The sequence below is a fragment of the Streptomyces sp. NPDC041784 genome (genome assembly GCF_055591025.1).
In genome coordinates this window covers 49,544-71,626 of record NZ_JBVJAB010000031.1, presented here as the reverse complement: position 1 = coordinate 71,626, position 22,083 = coordinate 49,544, and the positions used below count along the sequence as shown (strand labels likewise).

The following is a 22,083-nucleotide window of genomic DNA, read 5'->3' as shown; positions in this document are numbered from 1 at the left end:
CGCGGCGCGCGGGGACGGGCCGGGCCCGGGACACGCGCCCCGAGCCCTCCAGATCCACGCTCCGGACCCACGATGCGGACCCACGATCGACAGATCCGCTGGTCCGATGGTTCCCTGGCGGCATGACCAACATCCCCGTGACCACCTGGTCCCTGGAGCAGACCGCGCCGACCGACCTCCTGCCGGCCGCCGCGCCGGACGGCGACGTCCGGATCGTCCGTTCCGAGGTGCTCTCGCCCGAGTTCAGCCGTTTCCTGTACGCGTCCGTCGGTGGGGACATCCGCTGGATCGACCGGCTGAACTGGCCGTACGCGAAGTGGGCGGAGCACCTGGCGCGGCCCGGGGTCGAGACGTGGGTGGCGTACGACCGGGGCACGCCGGCCGGGTACGTGGAGCTGGAGCCGCAGGACGACGGGGCCGTGGAGATCGTCTACTTCGGACTCGTCCCGGCCTTCCGCGGGCGGCGGATCGGCGGGCACCTGCTGTCGTACGGCGCCGCCCGCGCCTGGGACCTCGCGGACCGCTGGCCGGGGCTGCCCGAGACCAAGCGGGTGTGGCTGCATACGTGCAGCCTGGACGGCGAGCACGCCATGGCGAACTACCAGCGCCGGGGGTTCGCCCTGTTCGACACGAAGGTGGAGGAGCAGCGCGAGGTGTCCGCGCCGGGCCCCTGGCCGGGCGCATACCCTGTCTGACCTGCGCCGACAAGAGGTTCCGCGCACCATGTGATCGACGCCACCCTTGTCTCGTATACCGGGACAAGGGTGTCCGCATCGTGGACGAAGCTGGACTGTGTCCAGATCGCCGTGACACGCTTCCGTCATGTCTGGAACTGGAATTGCCTTGGTGAGTCGGCGGCACGTCGACCTCGGCCGCATGTCCAGCGCCATCTGTCCGGCGAGCTGAGCAGCACCAGCACCGCCGACGCCCCCTGATCCAGCCTCCCGCTGCGCAATGACGCGCAGGGAGGCCTCCATGCGCCCGTACGCGCAGGTCAGAGGCATTCCGCCCAGCATCCGACCGCCACGCCCCCTGGACGGCGCTGCGCGCCGACCCCTTCCCGTCGCTGTCCCGAAGGACGTATTCACCATGGCCGCCACCCCGCAGAACCCTGCTGCCTCCGCGCCCCGCCGCAAGGTGAGTCGTCACCGCGGCGAGGGTCAGTGGGCCGTGGGTCACTTCACCCCGCTCAACGGCAACGAACAGTTCAAGAAGGACGACGACGGTCTCAATGTGCGGACACGCATTGAGACGATCTACTCGAAGCGCGGTTTCGACTCGATCGACCCCAACGACCTGCGCGGCCGTATGCGCTGGTGGGGCCTGTACACCCAGCGCAAGCCCGGGATCGACGGCGGCAAGACCGCGATCCTGGAGCCGGAGGAGCTGGACGACAAGTACTTCATGCTGCGCGTGCGCATCGACGGCGGCCGGCTCACCACCGAGCAGCTGCGGGTGATCGGTGAGATCTCGCAGGAGTTCGCGCGCGGCACCGCGGACATCACCGACCGGCAGAACGTGCAGTACCACTGGATCCGGATCGAGGACGTTCCCGAGATCTGGAACCGTCTCGAGGCGGTCGGCCTGTCCACGACCGAGGCCTGCGGTGACACGCCCCGCGTGGTCATCGGCTCGCCGGTGGCCGGGATCGCCGAGGACGAGATCATCGACGGCTCCCCGGCCATCGACGAGATCCAGCGCCGCATCATCGGCAACAAGGCCTTCTCGAACCTGCCCCGCAAGTTCAAGTCCGCGATCTCCGGCTCGCCGCTCCTGGACGTGGCGCACGAGATCAACGACATCGCCTTCGTCGGTGTGGACCACCCCGAGCACGGCCCCGGCTTCGACCTCTGGGTCGGCGGCGGCCTCTCCACCAACCCGAAGATCGGCGTCCGGCTCGGCGCCTGGGTCCCGCTGGACGAGGTCCCCGACGTCTACGAGGGCGTCATCTCGATCTTCCGTGACTACGGTTACCGGCGTCTTCGTACGCGTGCCCGGCTGAAGTTCCTGGTCGCCGACTGGGGCCCGGAGAAGTTCCGCCAGGTGCTTCAGGACGAGTACCTCAAGCGCACGCTGGTCGACGGTCCCGCGCCCGCCCAGCCGGTGGCGCGCTGGCGCGACCACGTGGGCGTGCACCGCCAGCAGGACGGCCGCTTCTACGTCGGTTTCGCCCCCCGGGTCGGCCGGGTGGACGGCGCCACGCTGTCGAAGATCGCCGACCTGGCCGAGGCGCACGGCTCCGGCCGGGTGCGCACCACCGTCGAGCAGAAGATGATCGTCCTCGATGTCGAGGAGACGCAGGTCGAGTCGCTGGTCGAGGCCCTGGAGGCGCTCGACCTGACCGCCAGGCCGTCCTCGTTCCGGCGCGGCACCATGGCCTGCACCGGCATCGAGTACTGCAAGCTCGCCATCGTCGAGACGAAGGCCCGCGGCTCCGCGCTGATCGACGAACTGGAGCGCCGCCTCCCCGAGTTCGACGAGCCGATCACCATCAACATCAACGGCTGCCCGAACGCCTGCGCCCGGATCCAGGTCGCGGACATCGGTCTCAAGGGCCAGCTGGTCCTGGACGACAACGGCGAGCAGGTCGAGGGCTTCCAGGTGCACCTGGGCGGCGCGCTCGGCCTGGAAGCCGGTTTCGGCCGCAAGGTGCGTGGCCTGAAGGTCACCTCCGAGGAGCTGCCGGACTACGTGGAACGTGTGCTGAAGCGGTTCCAGGACGAGCGCGAGGACGGCGAGCGGTTCGCCGCCTGGGCCGCGCGTGCCAGCGAGGAGGCCCTCTCATGAGCGAGCGGGCCGCCCCCTTCTACTGCCCCTACTGCGGCGACGAGGACCTGCGTCCGAACGAACAGGGCCACGGCGCCTGGGAATGCGCGGCGTGCAACCGCGCATTCCAGCTGAAGTTCCTCGGGCTGCTCGCCCGGGGCGTTCAGCGCACCGACCCGGGAGGGGACCGGATATGACGACGGCTCAGGAAGGCCGTACGACCGAGGAGTTGAAGGCGCTCGCCGAGCAGGCGGGGCGCGATCTCGAAGACGCCTCCGCCCTGGAGATCCTCCAGTGGGCGGTCGACACCTTCGGCAAGGGTTTCTGCGTGACGTCCTCCATGGAGGACGCGGTGGTCGCGCACCTGGCGTCCCGGGTCCTCAAGGGCGTGGACGTGGTGTTCCTCGACACCGGTTACCACTTCCCCGAGACCATCGGCACCCGGGACGCGGTCGAGGCCGTGATGGACGTCAACGTCATCACGCTCACCCCGCGCCGGACCGTCGCCGAGCAGGACGCCGAGTTCGGGCCGAAGTTGCACGACCGCGATCCCGACCTGTGCTGCAAGCTGCGCAAGGTGCAGCCGTTGGAGGAGGGGCTCGCGGGGTACCGGGCCTGGGCCACCGGCCTGCGCCGCGACGAGTCCCCGACCCGGGCGAACACGCCCGTCGTCGGCTGGGACGAGAAGCGGCAGAAGGTCAAGATCTCGCCGATCGCCCGCTGGACCCAGGATGACGTCGATGCGTACATCACCGAGCACGGCGTACTGTCCAACCCCCTGCTGATGGACGGCTACACCTCCGTCGGCTGCGCCCCCTGCACCCGCCGGGTCCTCGAAGGCGAGGACGCCCGCGCCGGCCGCTGGGCCGGACGCGCGAAGACCGAGTGCGGACTGCACGGCTGACCCCCCATGACACCGACATTGGAGAACCACGTGACGAGTGGAGCCACCGTCTGGCTCACGGGTCTGCCGAGTGCCGGCAAGACCACCATCGCGTACGAGCTGGCCGGCCGGCTGCGCGAGAAGGGCCACCTCGTCGAGGTGCTCGACGGAGACGAGATCCGCGAGTTCATCTCGGCGGGCCTCGGCTTCTCCCGCGAGGACCGGCACATCAACGTGCAGCGCATCGGCTTCCTCGCCGAACTGCTCGCCCGTAACGGCGTGACCGCGCTCGTCCCGGTGATCGCCCCGTACTCCGACAGCCGCGAGGCGGTGCGCAAGCGCCACCAGGAGGGCGGGACGGCGTACCTGGAGGTGCACGTGGCGACCCCGGTCGAGGTCTGCTCGGTCCGGGACGTGAAGGGCCTGTACGCCAAGCAGGCGGCGGGCGAGCTGACCGGGCTCACCGGGGTCGACGACCCCTACGAGGCGCCCGAGTCGCCCGATCTTCGGATCGAGTCCCAGGACCAGACCGTGCAGGAATCCGCGGCGTCGGTGTACGCCCTGCTCACCGAGAGGGGACTGGTGTGACCACCGTTGCCGAGGCACAGGAGGGCACGGTCAGGCCGTACACCCTCAGCCACCTGGACGCGTTGGAGTCCGAGGCGGTGCACATCTTCCGCGAGGTCGCGGGCGAGTTCGAGAACCCGGTGATCCTCTTCTCCGGCGGCAAGGACTCCATCGTCATGCTCCACCTCGCGCTGAAGGCCTTCGCCCCCGCCGCGATCCCCTTCTCCCTCCTGCACGTCGACACCGGACACAACTTCCCCGAGGTACTGGAGTACCGCGACCGCACCGTCGAACAGCACGGACTGCGCCTGCACGTCGCCTCCGTCCAGGACTACATCGACCGCGGCACCCTGCGCGAACGCCCCGACGGCACCCGCAACCCCCTCCAGACCCTCCCCCTCACCGAGAAGATCCAGACCGAGAAGTTCGACGCCGTCTTCGGCGGCGGCCGCCGCGACGAGGAAAAAGCCCGCGCCAAGGAACGCGTCTTCTCCCTCCGCGACGAATTCTCCCAGTGGGACCCCCGCCGCCAGCGCCCCGAACTGTGGAACCTCTACAACGGCCGCCACGCCCCCGGCGAACACGTCCGCGTCTTCCCCCTCTCCAACTGGACCGAACTCGACGTCTGGCAGTACATCGCCCGCGAGAACATCGCACTCCCCCAGATCTACTTCGCCCACCACCGCGAGGTCTTCCAGCGCGGCGGCATGTGGCTCACCGCCGGCGACTGGGGCGGCCCCAAGGACGACGAAACCGTCGAGAAGCGCCTCGTCCGCTACCGCACCGTCGGCGACATGTCCTGCACCGGCGCCGTCGACTCCGACGCGGTGACCCTCGACCAGGTCATCACCGAGATCGCCGCCTCCCGCCTCACCGAACGCGGCGCCACCCGCGCCGACGACAAACTCTCCGAGGCCGCGATGGAAGACCGCAAGCGCGAGGGGTACTTCTAACCATGACCACGATCACCGCCGAAGAACTCCCGGCCACCACCCTCCTGCGGTTCGCCACCGCCGGCTCCGTCGACGACGGCAAGTCCACCCTCGTCGGACGACTCCTGCACGACTCCAAATCGGTCCTCACCGACCAACTCGAAGCCGTCGAACGCGTCTCCGCCTCACGCGGCCAGGAAGGCCCCGACCTCGCACTGCTGACAGACGGACTGCGCGCGGAACGCGAACAGGGCATCACCATCGACGTCGCCTACCGCTACTTCGCCACCCCCCGCCGCCGCTTCATCCTCGCCGACACCCCCGGCCACGTGCAGTACACCCGCAACATGGTGACGGGTGCCTCCACCGCCGAGCTGACGGTGGTCCTGGTCGACGCCCGCAACGGCGTCGTCGAGCAGACCCGGCGGCACGCGGCGATCGCGGCCCTGCTGCGGGTCCCGCACGTCACCCTCGCGGTCAACAAGATGGACCTGGTCGACTACCAGGAGTCCGTGTTCGCCGCGATCGCCGAGGAGTTCACGGCGTACGCGACCGAGCTGGGCGTCCCGGAGGTCACCGCGATCCCGATCTCGGCGCTGGCCGGGGACAACGTCGTGGAGCCGTCCGCGAACATGGACTGGTACGGCGGCCCGACCGTCCTGGAACACCTGGAAACCGTTCCCGTGAGCCATGACCTGGCGCACTGCCACGCCCGGCTGCCCGTGCAGTACGTGATCCGGCCGCAGACGGCCGAGCACCCCGACTACCGGGGCTACGCCGGCCAGATCGCCGCCGGAACCTTCCGGGTCGGCGAGGCGGTGACGGTCCTGCCGTCGGGGCGTACGACGACGATCTCCGGGATCGACCTGCTCGGCGAGCCGGTCGACGCGGCGTGGACGACGCAGTCGGTCACCGTGCTGCTCGCGGACGACATCGACGTCTCGCGCGGCGACCTGCTCGTGCCGACCAAGGACGCGCCCCCGATCACCCAGGACGTGGAGGCCACCGTCTGCCACGTGGCCGACCAGCCGCTGACGGTCGGGCACCGGGTGCTGATCAAGCACGGCACCCGCACGGTCAAGGCGATCGTCAAGGACATCCCGTCCCGGCTCACGCTCGACGACCTGTCCCTGCACCCGCACCCGGGACAGCTCGTCGCCAACGACATCGGCCGGGTGAAGATCCGTACCGCGGAACCGCTTCCGGTGGATTCCTACGCGGACTCGCGCCGCACGGGCTCCTTCATCCTGATCGACCCGGCCGACGGCACGACGCTCACCGCGGGCATGGTCGGCGAGTCGTTCGCGTCCCCCGAGCCGGTCAAGGACGAGTCCGACGACGACGGTTGGGACTTCTGAGAGATGACCGCAACCGATTACTACTCGACGTTCGCGAAGGAGGGCGGCCGCGTCGGCAGCGGCGCCCTCGGCAGCGGGCAGGGCGGCGTGGCCCGATGTGCGGCGTGACGTACGCGCACTGCCTGCGCGCCCCGTCCCCCCACCCGACGTCCCGGAAGCGACGAAGACCTTCTGCCGATTTCCCGGCCACGACCTGAAAGACCGTGACCGCCGGGCCAACGAGAGGAACCCCTCCCGTGCCTGCCAACCGCTCAACGCTTCTTCGCCGCGGCCTCGCCGCCGTGGCCGCTCTGCCTCTGCTCACCCTCGCCGCCTGCGGCTACGGGTCCGAGGCCAAGGACACCTCCGCCAACCAGAAGGTCGCCGCCGGCGCGGAGAAGATCGACGGTCTCGACTCCGTCAAGATCGGCTACTTCGGCAACCTGACCCACGGAACCGCCCTCGTCGGCGTGAACAAGGGCTACTTCCAGAAGGCTCTCGGCGCCACCAAGGCGACGTACCAGGTCTTCAACGCCGGCCCCTCCGAGATCGAGGCGCTGAACTCCGGTTCCATCGACATCGGCTGGATCGGCCCCTCCCCCGCGATCAACGGCTACACCAAGTCCGCGGGCAAGAACCTGCGCATCATCGGCGGTTCGGCGTCCGGCGGCGTGAAGCTCGTGGTCAACCCGGACAAGATCAAGTCCGTGAAGGACGTCAAGGGCAAGAAGATCGCCACCCCGCAGCTGGGCAACACGCAGGACGTGGCGCTCCTCAACTGGATCTCCGAGCAGGGCTGGAAGGTCGACGCGGAGAGCGGCAAGGGTGACGTCTCCGTCATCCGCACGGACAACAAGGTCACCCCGGACGCCTACAAGTCGGGTTCCATCGACGGCGCCTGGGTGCCGGAGCCGACCGCGTCCAAGCTGGTCGCCGAGGGCGCCAAGGTGCTGCTGGACGAGGCCGACCTGTGGCCCGACAAGAAGTTCGTGATCACGAACATCATCGTGTCGCAGAAGTTCCTCACGGAGCACCCGAAGGCCGTCGAGGCGGTGCTGAAGGCGTCGGTCGACGTCAACAAGTTCATCAACGCCAACCCGGACGAGGCGAAGGCCGCGGCGAACGCCCAGCTGAAGGTGGACTCCGGCAAGGAGCTGCCGGCGGCGGTCCTGGACCCGGCGTGGACGTCGATCCAGTTCACCAACGACCCGCTGGCCTCCACGCTGAACGCCGAGGCCGAGCACGCGGTGAAGGCCGGTCTGCTGGAGGACCCGCTGCTGAAGGGCATCTACGACCTCACGCCGCTGAACAAGGTCCTGAAGGCCGAGGGCGAGAGCGCCGTCGACGACGCCGGTCTCGGCGTCCAGTAACCGAAATCGGATGAGTTCCCAGGAGGTGACGACCATGGCCACCACCCTCGCCAAGGCCGACAGTGCCGAGTCGGTGGAGTACGCCGCCCGCATCGAGCACGTCTCGAAGTCCTTCGCCGGGCCCGCCGGGCCGCAGCTCGTCCTGGACGACATCACGATCGATGTCGCGCCGGGAGAGTTCGTCACCCTCCTGGGGGCCTCCGGCTGTGGCAAGTCCACGCTGCTGAACCTGGTGGCGGGTCTCGACGACCCGTCCTCGGGCAGCATCACGACCGACGGGCGTCCCGCTCTGATGTTCCAGGAGCACGCCCTGTTCCCGTGGCTGACCGCGGGCAAGAACATCGAACTCGCCCTGAAGCTGGGCGGAGTCGCGAAGAGCGAACGGCGCGGCCGGGCCGAGGAACTGCTCGAACTGGTGCGGCTGAAGGGTTCGTACGACAAGCGCGTTCACGAACTCTCCGGTGGTATGCGCCAGCGGGTCGCCCTCGCGCGGGCCCTCGCGCAGGACGCCCGGCTGCTGCTGATGGACGAGCCGTTCGCGGCGCTCGACGCGATCACCCGCGACGTGCTGCACGACGAGCTGACCCGGATCTGGGAGGAGACCGGGCTGTCCGTCCTGTTCGTCACGCACAACGTGCGGGAGGCGGTGCGCCTCGCGCAGCGCGTCATCCTGCTGTCCTCCCGGCCGGGCCGGGTGGCGCGCGAATGGACGGTCGGCATTCCGCAGCCGCGTCGCATCGAGGACGCCCCCGTGGCCGAACTGTCCCTGGAGATCACCGAAGTCCTGCGTGGGGAGATCCGCCGTCATGGCCAGCACTGAGACGAAGACGACTGACGCCCCCGCCGGAGGCGACGAACAGATCGCCTCGGTGGAGGCGGGCCTGGACGCGCTGGAAACCGGTGTCGTCAGCCGTACCTCGTTCCGGCAGACGTTCGTCAACAAGATTCTGCCGCCGATCGTCGCGATCGCCGTCGTGATCGTGGTCTGGCAGGCCCTGATCACCTTCGAGATCGTCGGCGATCCGACCAAGCTGCCCTCGCCCGCCGACGTCGGCAACGAGTTCAAGGAAGCCTGGCTGGAGGGCAAACTCCTCGAGTACATCTGGACCAGCGTCTCGCGCGGTCTGCTCGGCTTCCTGTTCGCGCTCGCCATCGGTACCCCGCTGGGTCTGCTGGTGGCGCGGGTGAAGTTCGTGCGCGCGGCGATCGGCCCGATCCTGTCCGGCCTCCAGTCGCTGCCGTCGGTGGCGTGGGTGCCGCCGGCCGTGCTCTGGCTGGGCCTGAACAACTCGATGATGTACGCCGTCATCCTGCTGGGCGCGGTGCCGTCCATCGCCAACGGTCTGGTCTCCGGCATCGACCAGGTGCCGCCGCTGTTCCTGCGGGCGGGCCGCACCATGGGCGCCACGGGCCTCAAGGGTGCCTGGCACATCGTCCTGCCGGCCTCGCTGCCCGGCTATCTGGCGGGTGTGAAGCAGGGGTGGGCGTTCTCCTGGCGTTCCCTGATGGCGGCGGAGATCATCGCCTCCTCGCCGGACCTGGGCATCGGTCTGGGCGCGCTCCTGGAGAACGGCCGCAACGCCAGCTCGATGGCCATGGTGTTCGAGGCGATCATCCTGATCCTGTTCGTCGGCATCGCCATCGACCTGCTGATCTTCAGTCCGCTGGAGCGGCGGGTGCTGCGCAGCCGCGGGCTGCTGGTGAAGAGCTGAGGCCACGTCCTATGCGCCGGAACCCCGTCCTGCTCGTCATCGCCCACGGCAGCCGCGATCCGCGGCACGCCGCGACCGTCCACGCCCTCGTCCGGCGGGTGCGGTCGCTGCGGCCCGGGCTGCGTGTGGAGACCGGTTTCCTGGATTTCAACATCCCGTCCGTGCACGGGGTGCTGGAGTCGCTGGCGGCGGAGGGCGTCCGTGACGTGGTCGCCCTGCCGCTGCTGCTGACCCGCGCGTTCCACGCCAAGGCGGACATCCCGGCGGTCCTGCGGGATGCGCCGCCGCAGCTGCGGATCCGCCAGGCGGAGGTGCTGGGCCCGTCCCCGCTTCTGCTGTCGGCCCTGGAACGGCGGTTGTACGAGGCGGGGTTGACGCCCGCCGACAAGTCCTCGACCGGGGTCGTGCTGGCCTCGGCGGGGTCCACCGACCCGGAGGCGATCGCGGTGATCGCAGATATCGCGCGGGAGTGGCGGCACACCGGTTGGTGCGCCGTGCGGCCCGCGTTCGCCTCCGCGGCCCTTCCGCGCACCGAGGACGCGGTGCGCGAACTGCGGGCGCTGGGCTGCGCCCGGATCGCCGTCGCGCCGTACGTCCTGGCCCCCGGCTTCCTGCCGGACCGCATCGCGCGGGGCGCGGCCGAGGCGGACGTCCTGGCCGACGTCCTGGGTCCGGCACCGGAGGTGGCCCGGCTGCTGCTGGAGCGGTACGACGGGGCACGGGTGCCGGCGTTGCCTGCGTTGGCGGCGGTGGGGGCCTGAGGGTCCGCGGATCGCGGATTCCCGCGCGACCGCTCCACAGACGCCCTGTCTGCCGATGTGCTGCCGTCACGCTCCGCCCGTAGCCGCCTCGTCGGCCAGACGGACCAGGTCCGCCGCCGGCAGGGACCCGGGTGCCCTCCGCTGGCGTGCGAACTCGTTGGCAAGGCGTTGCAGGAGGTCGTTCAGCGGGGTCGGTACGCCGTGCAGGCGGCCGAGGAGGGCGATCTCGCCGTTGAGGTAGTCGGCCTCGATGCTGCCGGCGCCCCGGCTGAGGGACTGCCAGGAGGAACCGCCGCCGCGGGGAGTGCCGTCGAGCGGTACGAGGGTCACCTTGTCGCCGCGGGCCTCCCGCTGTTCCTCGGCGCTGACGTACGCGATCCCGGCCGCGTCGAGCACGGCCGCGCCTTCCGCCCGCACGCGCGCGAGCAGCGCCTCGGCGGCGGGGCCGTCGACCGGTCCGCTCACCGCTTCCAGTGCGTTTCCGAGGTTGGACAGCAGCTTGGCGTACTGCCAGCGCGCCACGTCCGGGACGACCGGTGCCTCGAAGTGCGCCTTCTCCAGGTCGGCGGCGATCCGGCGGACGGTGTCGTCGGTGCCGTGCGGATGGCGGCCCAGGTGCAGGATGCCGGTGAGCGGGGTGCAGGGAGCGCAGACGACACCGGCCTCGAGATGGGTGGAGGGCAGCCAGACGCAGACGCCGTACACGTGCCGGAATCGGCGCAGGGCCAGCCGCTGGCCCTCCACGCCGTTCTGCGCGCAGACCAGGGGCAGCCGCTCGGCCGCCGTACCGCCGCCCTCGACGGGGGCCGGGCCCCACGTCCGGAGCGCCGCCTCGCCGTCCTGCGTCTTGACGGCGAGGACGAGGACGTCGTCGGCGCGCAGTGCGCCCAGTTCGTCCGGTCCTGCCACCACGGGCAGGCGGAAGGTCAGCTCGCCCTCGGGTGCCCGCAGCCGCAGTCCGCCCTCCGTGAGCGCCGCCCGGTGCGCGCCGCGCGCGACCAACACGACCTCCTGTCCGGCCTCCGCCAGCCGTCCGCCGACGGCACCGCCAACTGCCCCTGCCCCGATGATGATGTAGCGCATGGGACGAGCCTCGCACAGTCACCGGTGCGGTCATATGTCCGAACGATCACATGACCGGCCGGGTCAGGATTCCGTCATCTCCACCAGCTTGACCACGGTGTTCCAGTTGCGGGTGGTGGCGATCAGGCCCTTGGTCAGACGGGGCCGGGCGAGCTGCTCGGCGAGCTTGGAGCGGCCGAGGCCGTCGGGGACGTACAGGTAGAGGGCGCGGTCGCCGAGGCGGAACTCCTCGGGGCGGTGGGCCGCTTGGTCGATCTCCGCGAAGCGGTCCGCCTCGGCGGGTGCCGAGAAGTAGGTGACGTGCAACTGCTTGGGCTCCAGGTCGGCGGCCGGGAAGGGGCAGGCCTCGACGACCGCCTTCAGATAGGCGTGGTCGCGCACCAGCACGTCGACCCGGAAGCCGAAACGCTTCTCGATCGCTTCCCCCAGCTCCTCCGCAAGGCTGACCTCGTCGCCGTGTGCCGAGGAGAAGACGGCCTGGCCGCTCTGGAGATAGGTGCGAACGTCGCCGTAACCGCTTTCGCCCATGAGTTCGCGCAGTTCGGCCATCGGGAGCTTGCGGCTGCCGCCCACGTTGACACCGCGCAGCAGGGCCGCGTACATCGTCGCCATGCGCCCCACCCTAAGGTGGCCGTCCCCTAGATCGCCGGATAGATGTAGGGGGCCACCTCCTCCCCTGCGGTGAGAGCGAGCGCTCCGAGCGGAGGAGTCGGCCGCCCGGTACTTCACCGGGCAGTACGACGAGATGGCTTTATCCGGGCCATACCTTCGAAACGAAAGGTGGCGGCAGGGGGCTGTCACCGCTCACGAGGGGGCAAGCCCATCATGGGGAACCAAGACACGCGGGTACGGGGCCTTGCGGCCCGGGCCGGCGGCTGGAGCGCACGCCACCGATGGGCTGCCGTCGGCATCTGGGTACTGTTCGTCGTCCTGGCCATGGGGATCGGCTCGGCGGTCGGCACGGTCGAGGTCAAGGAGAGCGACCAGCTCAAGGGCGAGACGCACACGGCCGCCCTGATCATCGAGGACGCCGGGATCGAAGAGCCGGCCAGTGAGACGGTCCTCGTCCAGTCGAGGGACGGCTCCGTCAAGGCCACGGACCCCGCGTTCCGGGACGCGGTCGCCGCGGTCGTCAAGGCCGTCGAGGCGACCGGCGAGGTCACGGACGTGACGTCGCCGTACGACGCCGAGACCATCTCGAAGGACGGACACAGCGCGCTGGTGCAGTTCGACATGCGCGGCGAATCGGACACCGCGGGCGAGCGGGTCGAGCCGGTACTGAAGGCCGTCGAGGGGGTCCAGAAGGACCATGCGTCGCTGCGGATCGAGGAGATCGGCGGCGCCAGCATGATGAAGACGTTCGACGACGCGTTCGGCGACGACTTCCAGCAGGCCGAGTACTCCGCGGTGCCGGTGGCCCTGGGCATCCTGCTGGTCGCCTTCGGCGCGCTGGTCGCGGCCCTGGTGCCGGTGGCACTCGCGATGACGGCGATCATCGCGACGATGGGCCTGATGAGCATCGTCAGCCACTTCCAGCCCATGGACGAGACCGCCAGCTCGGTGATGCTGCTCGTGGGTCTGGCCGTCGGTGTCGACTACTGCCTGTTCTACCTGCGCCGCGAGCGCGAGGAGCGGGCGGCGGGACGGGACCCGGAAACCGCTCTCAGGATCGCCGCCGCGACCAGCGGCCGGGCCGTGATCGTCTCCGGTGTCACGGTGTGCGTGGCGATGGCGGGCATGCTGTTCACCGGGCTCGCCACGTTCGAGGCGATGGGTCTGGCCTCCCTGATGGTGGTCGCGGTCGCCATGATCGGCTCGGTGACCGTGCTTCCCGCGCTGCTGTCGCTGCTCGGCGAGCGGGTGGAGAAGGGGCGGATACCGTTCCTGCGGCGGCGCCGCAAGAACGGTAACGGGGAGAGCCGTTTCTGGACGGCCGTCCTGAAGGGCGTCCTCGCCCGGCCGCTCGTCTCGGTCCTGGTGGCGGCCGGCGCGCTGCTCGCCATCGCCGCTCCCGCGGTCGGCATGAAGACCCAGAACCTCACCCTGGACCAGGAGTTCGGCGACTCGCTGCCCATCGTGCAGACCTACAACCGAGTCAACGAGGCGTTCCCGGGCGGCTCCGAGCCGGCCGAGGTGGTCGTCAAGGCGGACGACATCAACGCCGCCGACGTCAAGGCCGCGCTCCAGCAGTTCAAGGAGCAGGCGGTCAGTTCGGGTGCCTCGCGCGGCCCGGTCGAGATCAAGATGCACGACGCGCAGAACATCGCCTACGTGTACGTCCCGCTGGTCGGCGGCTCCGACCTCGACAAGGCGGGCGCGAGTCTCAGCAAGCTGCGCGACGAGGTGCGGCCCGCGACGCTCGGCAAGGTCGACGGCGTCGAGGCGCCGATCACCGGACAGGTGGCCGGTTCGCAGGACTTCAACGACCAGCTGGCCGGAGCGGTCGCCCCGGTCTTCGCGTTCGTCGTGGTCTTCGCCTTCGCGCTGATGCTGCTGTCGTTCCGCTCGCTGACGGTCGCGATCACCTCGATCGTGCTCAACCTGCTGTCGGTGGGCGCCGCGTACGGCATCCTCGTCGCCGTCTTCCAGCACGGCTGGGGCGCCTCGCTGGTGGGCGCGGAGGGCGTCGGCGCCATCATCACCTGGCTGCCGCTGTTCCTCTTCGTGATCCTGTTCGGCCTGTCGATGGACTACCACGTGTTCGTGGTCTCCCGGATCCGCGAGGCGCGACTGCGGGGGCGGAGCACGAACGACGCCATCCAGCACGGTGTCGTCACCACGGCCGGGGTCGTGACCAGCGCCGCCGTCATCATGGTCGCCGTCTTCGCGATCTTCGGAACGCTGTCCATGCAGTCCATGAAGCAGATGGGCGTGGGCCTGGCGGCCGCGGTGCTGATCGACGCGACGATCATCCGCGGCGTGCTGCTCCCGGCGGTGATGGCGCTGCTCGGCGAGCGCAACTGGTACCTGCCGTCGTGGCTGCGCTGGCTGCCGGACCTCACGCACGACGAGTCGTCGGAGGCGATCGCCCCCGCCGCGCGGGACGACGAGGGTGAGCGGGTGCGCGTCTGACACCGCTCGCGCACCCGGCCGACCGTTTCCGAAGCGGAGCCCGAAGGGGCTACGACACAGATTCCGAGACGGCTCCGGCTGCTGAAATCGCTTGATCCGAGGGCCCGTTGACCTCCTGGGGAGTCAACGGGCCCTCTCCCGTGCTCAGCGCCCCCGCAGCTCCACCTCGATGTGGTCGGCCGCCCGGCGGGTGCCGCCCTCCTGTGCGGACTCGGCCTGGACGGTCTTCAGCCGACGGGCCACCTCCGGGTCGTCGACGAGTGCGAGGGCGGCCTCCCGCAGCGCCTCGGCGGTCGCGGCCTCCGTGTCCAGCCGCCGGGCGACCCCGAGCCCGACGAGCATGTCCGCGTTGCCGAACTGGTCCACGGCCTGCGGTACGGCGATCATCGGGGTGGCGGTGGCCAGCCCCTCCTGGCTGCCGCCGGCGCCGGCGTGGGTGACGAACAGGTCGGCCTGCTTCAGGATCGCCAACTGCGGCACCCAGGACCGCACCTCGACGTTCTCCGGTGTGTCGCCCAGTTCGGCGCGGCCGACGTGCTTGCCGGTCTGGAGGACCAGGTGCCAGCCGGGCAGGTCACCGAAAGCCCGCACGCACTCCTGGTAGAAGTCCGGCTGCTGCTTGGTGTAGGCCGACCCCAGCGAGACCAGGACGACCTTCTCCGCATCGGCGGGCCGTGTCCACTCCCCCTCGGCGGCACGGTCGCCCTGGCAGGCGCCGACGAAGGAGTACACGCGCTCGTCGACCCGGTCGGCGTGCGGTTGCAGCGCCCTGGGGATGAGCACGATCGACCGGTCGGGGCGGCCCGCGAAGGGATCGGGGTGCAGGGTGATGCCGTTCTCCTCCAGCCAGGCCTGGAAACGGGCGTAGTAGGCCTTTCCCCGGGCGGTTTCCCGCGGCTCCGCCCACATGGGCTCGGCGACCTCCTCCTCGTAGCCCTCCCAGGCGACGAGGTTGGGCGACAGGGAGATCGCGGGCACGCCCCAGCGGTGGGCGAGGACACGGGCCGGGTAGGAGGCGATGTCGTGCAGGACGAGGTCGGGCTCGTCCCCGTCGTACGCCTCGATCAGCTGGGGCAGGGCCTGGATGGCGTCGGCCAGGAAGGGCTCGACGTTGTCGAGGAGGGTGCTGCCCCAGACGGAGGGGTCGTCGTCGGGCGAGGGCAGGGTGGAGTGCCACGGCTTCACCTCGGCGCCGGTGTCGGCGACCTTCTCGGCGAACACGGGCGGGATGGCGTAGGTGACCCGGTGCCCGCGGGCGACGAGTTCGCGGATCACCTCCAGGCTGGGGTTCACGTGGCCGTGGGCGGCGATGGAGAACATGGCGATGTGAGCGGGACTGGTCATGTCATCGACCCTAGGCAAGACGATACGTCTCGTGCAACATGAATATCCCCGTCGGCACCCGGCAGGCCGGGCATCAGGCAGCCCGGGGGTCAGGCAGTCCGGGGGTCAGGCAGTCCGGGGATCAAGCGGGCCGGGGATCAAACGGGCCGCCATCAGCGCTGGTAACGCGCGAGCACCAGGTTTCCGACCCTTTCCAGCCGTCCGCGCAGCTCGTCCAGGTCGATCGCGCCGCTGTAGTACTCCTGGAAGGCCGGGGTGGCCACCTTGTCCTTCCACTCCGGGTAGCCGCGTACCGACTGGGCGGGTGCCGGGCGCAGATGTGCGGCGAGGGCGGAGGAACTGCGGGACGGTCACCCCGAGCGCCCAGAGCAGTCCGATCCGGAAGGACTCCCAGAAACAGGGTGTCGTGCAGCAGGTCCCGGAAGTTGAGGGCGCCGATCCACTGGGTGGGCGCGGTCCGGCCGGACTGGGCGTCGGTGAACGCCAGCAGGATCCCGTACAGCAGCGGGCCGGCGCTGAGCAGCAGGATGGGGATCAGCGCGGGCAGGACGAGGAACCAGGCGCCCCGGCCGGTGGCGCTTCGGGGTGGTCCGGCGCCGGGCGCGCGGCGGACGGTCCGGCCTCTCTCGGTCGTCGACGGCACGAAGACCGGCACCCTTCCCGCGACGGTGACGGGCCTCGCCATGGTCGTGACGGCGCGGTGCCCCGTCAAGACACCGCGCACACCGTCCGACCTGTGGGAATGCGACACTGACCGTCGGATGGCCGGGTCCCGGCGGCTCCCCGACGGCGCCCCGGCGGCATCCCGGCGGCAGCGGTCGGAGCACGACACGGAGGCGGACGATGGACGAGGCAAGGGCACGGGACGTACTGGCCGCGGCGGGGGTGCTGCCCGGCCCGGCGCGGGACGCGCGGCTCCTCGCCCTGGGCGAGAACGCCGTGTTCGCCGCCGGTGACCTGGTGGTGAAGGTGGGCCGGGCCGCCGAACTCCTCGACCGGGCCCGGCGCGAGCTGGACATCGCGGCCTGGCTGGCGCGGGCCGGTGTCCCGGCGGTGCGGGCGGCCGCGCCGGAGCCGCTGTTGGTCGAGGGGCACCCGGTGACGGTGTGGCACCGGCTGCCCGACCCGGTGCGGCCCGCCGAGCCCCGGGATCTGGCCGGACTGCTGCGCCTGCTGCACGCCCTGCCCGCCCCGCCCTTCGCGCTGCCGCCGCGCGATCTGCTGTCCGGGGTGGAGCGTTGGCTGCGGCTCGCGGGCGACGCGATCGACCCGGCGGACGCGGACTATCTGCGCGAGCGCCGCGACGGCTTCGCGACGGCGGCCGCCGCGCTCACCCCCCGGCTGCCGGCGGGGCCGATCCACGGTGACGCGCTGCCCCGCAATGTGCACGTCGGCCCCGACGGTCCGGTCCTGGTCGATCTGGAGACCGTCTCCGCCGATCTGCGCGAGCACGATCTGGTGGTGATGGCGCTCTCCCGCGACCGCTACGGGCTGCCCGCCGAGGCGTACGACTCCTTCACCGAGGCGTACGGCTGGGATGTGCGGGAGTGGTCGGGGTGCGAGGTGCTGCGCGGGGCGCGCGAGACGGCGAGCTGTGCCTGGGTGGCCCAGCACGCGCCCTCGAACCCCAAGGCGCGGGCGGAGTTCGAGCGCCGGGTGGCGTCCCTGCGGGACGGGGACGCTCAGGTGCGCTGGTACCCGTTCTGAGCGGGTGTCACGCGGTGGGGCTGTCGGCGGGCTCCCGGACCGGCCAGACCCCGTCCACCACGGCGTCCGTCTCACCCTTGCGGCGCAGGAAGCTCTGGAAGTCGGCCGCCCACGCGGCGTACCACTCGATCTGGCTGCGGTGCAGTTCGGCCGGGCCGAGGGCCGCGACCTTGGGGTGGCGGTCGGCTATGGCGCAGGCCAGCCGGGCGGCGGCGAGGGCGTCGGCGGAGGCGTCGTGGGCTGAGTCGAGGGCGATGCCGTACTCGGCGCAGACCGCTTCGAGGTTGCGCTTGCCGCGGCGGTAGCGGTCGGCCCAGCGGTCGATGGTGTACGGGTCGACGACCGGCGCCGGGTCCAGGCCGCCCAGGCGGTCGCGCAAGGACGGCAGGCCGTGGCGCCGCAGCTCGGCGGTGAGGAGGGTGAGGTCGAAGGCGGCGTTGTAGGCGACGACCGGGACGCCGGTGCGCCAGTAGCCGGTCAGGACGTCGGCGATGGCGTCCGCCACCTGGTCGGCCGGGCGGCCGTCGGCGGCGGCCCGTTCGTTGCTGATCCCGTGGACGGCGACGGCGTCCGCCGGGATCTCCACGCCCGGGTCCGCCAGCCACTCCCGGCGCCCCAGGACCTGGCCGTCCCGGATCTCGATCACGGCCCCTGTGACGATGCGCGCCTCGCGCGGGTCCGTCCCGGTCGTCTCCAGGTCGAAGCCGATCAGCAGCTCCCGGTACCAGGCCATCGTGGCCCCCCTTCTTGGTGGTGCTTTCCCCCAGTGGTCTCCACCTTCCCATGGGCCACTGACAATCAGAGGAGCGCGTTCCGCTTAGCGGAGGGGGCGACGTGCCGAGGGCGACGATTCAGGACACGGGGCGCGAATCCGCCCAAGCCAGTTCGTACTCCTCGCGGTACGCCGCGAAAAGTCCCCCTTCGTCCACCTCGCCCGACTTGACCACCCGGTTGCCGTTGCGCAGCACCAGCACCGGCGCCTCCATGCCGCGCATCCGGCGCAGATAGGACTGGACGACGGCGATGCCGTCGGTGCCGTCGCCGTCGACGAGGTAGGCGGTGAAGCGGGGCGTCTCGTCGTACACCTGGATCTGGAAGGCGCCCGGGTCGCGCAGCCGGGAACGGACGCGGCGCATGTGGAGGATGTTCATCTCCACCGCGCGGCTCAGCTCGCCGCGTTTCATGCCCAGCTCGCGTTCGCGGCGCTTGACGGCGCTGGAGGCCGGGTTGAGGAAGAGCAGCCGGACGCGGGCGCCGGCCTCGGCGAGCCGGACCAGCCGGCGGCCGGAGAAGTTCTGCACGAGCAGGTTGAGGCCGATGCCGATGGCGTCGATGCGGCGGGAGCCGTCGAAGATGTCCTCGGCGGGGAACTGGCGCAGCAGGCGCACCCGGTCGGAGTGGACGGCGACGACGTCCGCGTACCGGTCGCCGACGAGGTCCTCGACGGCGTCGACGGGCAGCCGCCGCGCGGAGGGCACGTCGCCGCTCGTGCCGAGCATCTCCAGCAGCCGCGCGGAGGCCCGCTCGGCCTGGCCCAGGACGGCCTCGGACAGCGCCCGGTTGCGGGAGACGACGTTGCGGGTCACCTCCAGCTCGTCCAGGGCGAGTTCGACGTCGCGGCGGTCGTCGAAGTACGGCTCGAAGCACGGCCAGTGCTGCACCATCAGCTCGCGCAGCTGCGGCAACGTCAGGAAGGAGATGACGTTGTCGTCGGCCGGGTCCAGCAAGTAGCCCTTGCGGCGGCTGACTTCGCGGACGGCGACCGCGCGCTGCACCCACTCCTGTCCGGCGGGGCCGGCCGCGGCGACCACCCAGTCGTCGCCGTGGACGGGTTCGTAGATGGGCCGCAGAACGGCGGCCACGACGGCGCGCAGCCGCTGTTCGACGAGGTTCAGCCAGATGTAGGCCCGGCCGGCCCGCTGGGCGCGGGTGCGTACCTCGCGCCAGGCGTCGGCGTCCCAGTCCAGCTCCGGTCCGATGGAGTTCGTCTCCATCGGCCGGGCCAGGGACACCGTGCCGGGCGGGATGTCTGTGGAGCCCCCCTCGTGACTCTCGTCACCAGGGGGCAGCTCCAGCCCTCCCGAGCCCACCCAAGCACCGCCTTCCGCTCCCCCGAGCTCTCCCCGTGTCAACGATCAAGGAAGGGTACTCCGGGAGCGGTCGGCGGTGCAGCCGGATGGGCAGGTCGTTTCTCAACTGCCGGTGTCAGGCCGACCGTTCTGGCCCGCGAGCGCCGGCGGAGTGAGCGGATTCATAGCGGTGACGTCCCGCGGGGCGATGGAGAAGCCCTGCCAGTGGACCGGCATGGGCTGCTGGTCCTCGTCGCGCGCGACATGGTGGAAGCCCACGTTCACCCAGGTCACGGGGTGCTTGAGGGTCTGGCCGTCGACCCACTTGTCCACCGTCTTCGGGTGTCCCGTACCGCAGGCGAGGGGGTTGTTGCTGGCGTACATCTCGCACTTGTTGTACTCGGTGAAGTAGACGTCGTGCTTGGTGAAGCCGCGTCCGGAGTACTTGGTGGTGGCGCCGGGGACGAGTTCGTACGACCGCTGGTGGCCGTCCTTGTTCTTGCCGGTGTTGCTGACCACACGCCACCAGCGCATGTTCTTGGCGTCGCCCGCGAGTTCCTTGGTGACGGCCGTGCGGGTGGTCTTGTTGGTGGGGCCCTGCTGGCCGCTCGCGGGCGGGCTGACCACCGAGTCGTACTGCTCGATCTTGTTGGCGGAGGAGCCGTCGAGGCCGAAGTCGAGCCGCCAGAAGACGTTGTGGCTGTGGCTGGTGGCCTTGGCCTGGGCGCCCTTGCCTATCGGCCAGCCGCGGCCGTCGCCGGCGTCGTAGTCGAAGGGCGAGAGCATGCCGGTGGCGCCGACGTTCATGTTGACCGTGCCGTCGTCGGAGAAGCGCCACTCGGTCATGTACTCGTACCAGCCGACCTTGTTGACCGTGTAGATCAGCAGGTCCTTGCCCTGCGCCTGGTAGACCTTGTTGCCCTCGGCCTGCATGCGGTACGCGTGGCCGCGCGAACGGGTCGTGGTACACAGGCCCTTGACGTTCGGGTTCTCGTTGAAGGACTCGGGGACCTTCACCGTCTTGATGGTGCCGCCGGGGCACTCGGCGGGTGCGAGGTTCACCAGGCCGCCGCCGAAGTTGTAGTCGGTGACGTCGTTGTACTCGTTCTTGCCGTCGTCGTACGGCACGTGGATCTGGGCGATCTTGGCGCTGGTGAGGACCCGGATCGGCTTGGGCTCGCCGGGCGGCTGGTAGGTGACCTTCTCCAGGATGAGCCCGGACTTGGCCTCGTAGCGCCAGCACATGCGCCAGGTGGTGCCGGTGGAGAGCTTCTGTTCGATGCGGTAGGCCGCGCTGCAGTCGGCGGCCGGCGCGGGGGCCGCCTTCGGCTGGGCGACGGCGGGACCGGCCCCGGCGGTCGCGCCGGCGGCCAGCGCGGCCAGCGACAGGCCGACGGCCGCGCCCTTTCGGGTACGGCTGATGTGGTTCACGCGCATGTGGACATGACTCCTAGACACGAGGAGTGAGTGGGAAAAGTGGACTCGGAGCGGACGGCTCAGCCGGCGAGCTTCACGACCCGGCCGGCGCTGAGGTCGATCACCAGGGACCTCGCGTCGATCCACGGGCCGTTCTTCACCTTCGGCAGCAGGCGCACGCAGCGGTGCTTTCCGCACTGGTCGAGGGAGGAGGGCTCGGCGCCCGGCACCGCCCGGTAGATCATGCTGGCGAGCTGGAGCTGGTCCGGCGAGGTGAGCTTGTTGCCGGTGGCGTCCTGGTAGTCGGCGCGCAGGTCGGCGCCGAGCGGGTCGGCGATCAGCAGCCGGGCCGCCTCGTCCTGCTCGGCGTTGCTCAGCGGCGGCTGCACTCCGCTCTGGGTGGCGGTGTTCTCGACCTTGCCGGTGTCGAGGTTGACGGTCTTGGTGACGACGGTGTCGTTCTTGTAGTCGTAGAACGTCACGTCGGCGCGCCGGGGCGCGGCCGGGTCGTCGAGTTCGTCGGCCTCGGGCGCGGCGAGGTCCACGCCGAGGCGCTGCGGGCCGCGGTCGCCGTCGACGTCCTGGCTCGCGTTGAAGAGCTGGCGGCTGAGCGCGATCCGCTCGACCCGCTTCAGCTCGTCGTCGGTGAGCGGGTCACGGCCCGTGCCCTTGTCACCGTCGGCGGGGGCCGCCTCGACGACCCCGGGCGCCACCGCGCCGCCCTGGTCGCCGGCGCCCGCCGCCGCCTGTCCTGTCGTCTGCCCCGTCTTGCTGCCTCCGGTGTCGTCCGCCCCCGCCGTGCCTGGCAGGGTGATCCCGACCATCACGGCTGTCGCGGCCACCGCGAGGGCCGTTCCCGCCACCACCTTGCCCAGGTGGCGGCGCACTGTCGTGCGCACAATTGCCCCCTACTCCCCCTGTTGCCCGGGAGTACGTCTGTCTGCCCCACTGGTTCGGCATACGCCGTATGCCGACGTATGCGCTGGTCGCCAGGTAAGAGGGTCGTAAGTCGCAGGTGGTTCCATCACTTTCCGGGAGACTCGACGTCAAGGCGCCCCCGGCGC

The 22,083-nt window shown here is 70.6% G+C and carries 21 protein-coding genes and 2 pseudogenes; 14 read left to right on the top strand and 9 right to left on the bottom strand.

Features of this window, described 5'->3' with window-relative positions:
- Positions 1–122: 122 nt before the first annotated feature.
- The 12 genes from ACZ6D7_RS39530 to ACZ6D7_RS39475 all read left to right on the top strand — a co-directional run bounded on the left by ACZ6D7_RS39530 (position 123) and on the right by ACZ6D7_RS39475 (position 10,328).
- Positions 123–695 carry a GNAT family N-acetyltransferase gene (locus ACZ6D7_RS39530; protein WP_469501522.1) on the top strand — a complete coding sequence of 191 codons (573 nt, stop codon included), beginning with the start codon at positions 123–125 and terminating at the stop codon, positions 693–695.
- A gap of 127 nt (positions 696–822) precedes the next feature.
- The gene (locus ACZ6D7_RS39525; protein WP_309486338.1) at positions 823–906 is read left to right on the top strand and encodes a putative leader peptide; all 84 of its coding nucleotides are present in this window, start codon (positions 823–825) and stop codon (positions 904–906) included.
- Between the two features lie 183 nt (positions 907–1,089).
- Positions 1,090–2,787 (top strand): nitrite/sulfite reductase, encoded by a 1,698-nt coding sequence (locus ACZ6D7_RS39520; RefSeq protein WP_469501520.1) that lies wholly within the window; start codon positions 1,090–1,092, stop codon positions 2,785–2,787.
- Complete coding sequence (locus ACZ6D7_RS39515) at positions 2,784–2,963, top strand: hypothetical protein (RefSeq protein ID WP_020125337.1); 180 nt, start codon at positions 2,784–2,786, stop codon at positions 2,961–2,963. The genes ACZ6D7_RS39520 and ACZ6D7_RS39515 overlap by 4 nt, the downstream gene beginning before the upstream one ends.
- Positions 2,960–3,670 carry a phosphoadenylyl-sulfate reductase gene (locus ACZ6D7_RS39510; RefSeq protein WP_469501516.1) on the top strand — a complete coding sequence of 237 codons (711 nt, stop codon included), beginning with the start codon at positions 2,960–2,962 and terminating at the stop codon, positions 3,668–3,670. The genes ACZ6D7_RS39515 and ACZ6D7_RS39510 overlap by 4 nt, the downstream gene beginning before the upstream one ends.
- A gap of 30 nt (positions 3,671–3,700) precedes the next feature.
- The gene (gene cysC / locus ACZ6D7_RS39505) at positions 3,701–4,237 is read left to right on the top strand and encodes an adenylyl-sulfate kinase (protein WP_469501514.1); all 537 of its coding nucleotides are present in this window, start codon (positions 3,701–3,703) and stop codon (positions 4,235–4,237) included.
- Positions 4,234–5,169, top strand: coding sequence for a sulfate adenylyltransferase subunit CysD (cysD, locus tag ACZ6D7_RS39500; RefSeq protein ID WP_469501511.1), 936 nt, complete (start codon positions 4,234–4,236; stop codon positions 5,167–5,169). Before cysC ends, cysD begins: the two co-directional genes overlap by 4 nt.
- Before the next feature lie 2 nt (positions 5,170–5,171).
- Positions 5,172–6,506 (top strand): sulfate adenylyltransferase subunit 1, encoded by a 1,335-nt coding sequence (locus ACZ6D7_RS39495; protein WP_469501508.1) that lies wholly within the window; start codon positions 5,172–5,174, stop codon positions 6,504–6,506.
- Positions 6,507–6,742: 236 nt separating this feature from the next.
- The gene (locus ACZ6D7_RS39490; RefSeq protein WP_469501506.1) at positions 6,743–7,855 is read left to right on the top strand and encodes an aliphatic sulfonate ABC transporter substrate-binding protein; all 1,113 of its coding nucleotides are present in this window, start codon (positions 6,743–6,745) and stop codon (positions 7,853–7,855) included.
- A 34-nt stretch (positions 7,856–7,889) separates the two neighbouring features.
- Positions 7,890–8,675, top strand: coding sequence for an ABC transporter ATP-binding protein (locus ACZ6D7_RS39485; RefSeq protein WP_469501553.1), 786 nt, complete (start codon positions 7,890–7,892; stop codon positions 8,673–8,675).
- Complete coding sequence (locus ACZ6D7_RS39480) at positions 8,662–9,567, top strand: ABC transporter permease (protein ID WP_469501504.1); 906 nt, start codon at positions 8,662–8,664, stop codon at positions 9,565–9,567. Before ACZ6D7_RS39485 ends, ACZ6D7_RS39480 begins: the two co-directional genes overlap by 14 nt.
- 11 nt (positions 9,568–9,578) lie before the next feature.
- The gene (locus tag ACZ6D7_RS39475; protein ID WP_469501501.1) at positions 9,579–10,328 is read left to right on the top strand and encodes a sirohydrochlorin chelatase; all 750 of its coding nucleotides are present in this window, start codon (positions 9,579–9,581) and stop codon (positions 10,326–10,328) included.
- A 66-nt stretch (positions 10,329–10,394) separates the two neighbouring features.
- On the opposite strand, the gene ACZ6D7_RS39470 is transcribed toward ACZ6D7_RS39475, so the two are convergent.
- On the bottom strand, positions 10,395–11,411 hold the full coding sequence (locus tag ACZ6D7_RS39470; RefSeq protein ID WP_469501498.1) for a ketopantoate reductase family protein: 1,017 nt from the start codon (positions 11,409–11,411) through the stop codon (positions 10,395–10,397).
- Between the two features lie 63 nt (positions 11,412–11,474).
- Complete coding sequence (locus tag ACZ6D7_RS39465) at positions 11,475–12,023, bottom strand: DUF1697 domain-containing protein (RefSeq protein ID WP_469501495.1); 549 nt, start codon at positions 12,021–12,023, stop codon at positions 11,475–11,477.
- Between the two features lie 213 nt (positions 12,024–12,236).
- On the opposite strand from ACZ6D7_RS39465, the gene ACZ6D7_RS39460 reads away from it, so the two are divergent.
- A complete protein-coding gene (locus ACZ6D7_RS39460) occupies positions 12,237–14,483 on the top strand; it encodes an MMPL family transporter (protein WP_469501494.1) in 2,247 nt (748 codons plus the stop codon).
- A gap of 144 nt (positions 14,484–14,627) precedes the next feature.
- Here ACZ6D7_RS39460 and mgt read toward each other — a convergent pair whose 3' ends face one another.
- The 3 genes and pseudogenes from mgt to ACZ6D7_RS39445 all read right to left on the bottom strand — a co-directional run.
- Positions 14,628–15,827, bottom strand: a complete 1,200-nt coding sequence (gene mgt / locus ACZ6D7_RS39455) for a macrolide-inactivating glycosyltransferase (RefSeq protein WP_469501491.1) — start codon at positions 15,825–15,827, stop codon at positions 14,628–14,630.
- Positions 15,828–15,979: 152 nt separating this feature from the next.
- A pseudogene (locus ACZ6D7_RS39450) lies at positions 15,980–16,168 on the bottom strand (sugar ABC transporter substrate-binding protein); the annotation flags it as partial.
- Positions 16,161–16,512: pseudogene (locus ACZ6D7_RS39445) on the bottom strand (hypothetical protein); the annotation flags it as partial. The pseudogenes ACZ6D7_RS39445 and ACZ6D7_RS39450, both read right to left, overlap by 8 nt.
- 158 nt (positions 16,513–16,670) lie before the next feature.
- On the opposite strand from ACZ6D7_RS39445, the gene ACZ6D7_RS39440 reads away from it, so the two are divergent.
- Positions 16,671–17,534, top strand: a complete 864-nt coding sequence (locus ACZ6D7_RS39440) for a phosphotransferase enzyme family protein (protein WP_469501489.1) — start codon at positions 16,671–16,673, stop codon at positions 17,532–17,534.
- 7 nt (positions 17,535–17,541) lie between these two features.
- On the opposite strand, the gene ACZ6D7_RS39435 is transcribed toward ACZ6D7_RS39440, so the two are convergent.
- The 4 genes from ACZ6D7_RS39435 to ACZ6D7_RS39420 form a co-directional block, all read right to left on the bottom strand.
- Positions 17,542–18,267, bottom strand: a complete 726-nt coding sequence (locus tag ACZ6D7_RS39435; protein WP_469501486.1) for an exonuclease domain-containing protein — start codon at positions 18,265–18,267, stop codon at positions 17,542–17,544.
- 118 nt (positions 18,268–18,385) lie between these two features.
- Positions 18,386–19,624, bottom strand: a complete 1,239-nt coding sequence (locus tag ACZ6D7_RS39430; protein WP_469501483.1) for an SAV2148 family HEPN domain-containing protein — start codon at positions 19,622–19,624, stop codon at positions 18,386–18,388.
- 102 nt (positions 19,625–19,726) lie between these two features.
- The gene (locus tag ACZ6D7_RS39425; RefSeq protein ID WP_469501481.1) at positions 19,727–21,040 is read right to left on the bottom strand and encodes a copper amine oxidase; all 1,314 of its coding nucleotides are present in this window, start codon (positions 21,038–21,040) and stop codon (positions 19,727–19,729) included.
- A gap of 59 nt (positions 21,041–21,099) precedes the next feature.
- Positions 21,100–21,918: a Tat pathway signal sequence domain protein gene (locus ACZ6D7_RS39420; protein WP_469501478.1), complete on the bottom strand. Its 819-nt coding sequence runs from the start codon at positions 21,916–21,918 to the stop codon at positions 21,100–21,102.
- Between the last annotated feature and the right edge of the window lie 165 nt (positions 21,919–22,083).

Coding starts and splice junctions, on each gene's coding strand:
- ACZ6D7_RS39465 (WP_469501495.1), bottom strand. CDS start 12,023: ATGGCGACGATGTACGCGGCCCTGCTGCGCGGTGTCAACGTGGGCGGC.
- ACZ6D7_RS39525 (WP_309486338.1), top strand. CDS start 823: ATGTCTGGAACTGGAATTGCCTTGGTGAGTCGGCGGCACGTCGACCTC.
- mgt (WP_469501491.1), bottom strand. CDS start 15,827: ATGACCAGTCCCGCTCACATCGCCATGTTCTCCATCGCCGCCCACGGC.
- ACZ6D7_RS39440 (WP_469501489.1), top strand. CDS start 16,671: ATGGACGAGGCAAGGGCACGGGACGTACTGGCCGCGGCGGGGGTGCTG.
- ACZ6D7_RS39495 (WP_469501508.1), top strand. CDS start 5,172: ATGACCACGATCACCGCCGAAGAACTCCCGGCCACCACCCTCCTGCGG.
- ACZ6D7_RS39510 (WP_469501516.1), top strand. CDS start 2,960: ATGACGACGGCTCAGGAAGGCCGTACGACCGAGGAGTTGAAGGCGCTC.
- ACZ6D7_RS39515 (WP_020125337.1), top strand. CDS start 2,784: ATGAGCGAGCGGGCCGCCCCCTTCTACTGCCCCTACTGCGGCGACGAG.
- ACZ6D7_RS39530 (WP_469501522.1), top strand. CDS start 123: ATGACCAACATCCCCGTGACCACCTGGTCCCTGGAGCAGACCGCGCCG.
- ACZ6D7_RS39475 (WP_469501501.1), top strand. CDS start 9,579: ATGCGCCGGAACCCCGTCCTGCTCGTCATCGCCCACGGCAGCCGCGAT.
- ACZ6D7_RS39435 (WP_469501486.1), bottom strand. CDS start 18,267: ATGGCCTGGTACCGGGAGCTGCTGATCGGCTTCGACCTGGAGACGACC.
- ACZ6D7_RS39485 (WP_469501553.1), top strand. CDS start 7,890: ATGGCCACCACCCTCGCCAAGGCCGACAGTGCCGAGTCGGTGGAGTAC.
- ACZ6D7_RS39470 (WP_469501498.1), bottom strand. CDS start 11,411: ATGCGCTACATCATCATCGGGGCAGGGGCAGTTGGCGGTGCCGTCGGC.
- ACZ6D7_RS39460 (WP_469501494.1), top strand. CDS start 12,237: ATGGGGAACCAAGACACGCGGGTACGGGGCCTTGCGGCCCGGGCCGGC.
- ACZ6D7_RS39425 (WP_469501481.1), bottom strand. CDS start 21,040: ATGCGCGTGAACCACATCAGCCGTACCCGAAAGGGCGCGGCCGTCGGC.
- ACZ6D7_RS39520 (WP_469501520.1), top strand. CDS start 1,090: ATGGCCGCCACCCCGCAGAACCCTGCTGCCTCCGCGCCCCGCCGCAAG.
- ACZ6D7_RS39480 (WP_469501504.1), top strand. CDS start 8,662: ATGGCCAGCACTGAGACGAAGACGACTGACGCCCCCGCCGGAGGCGAC.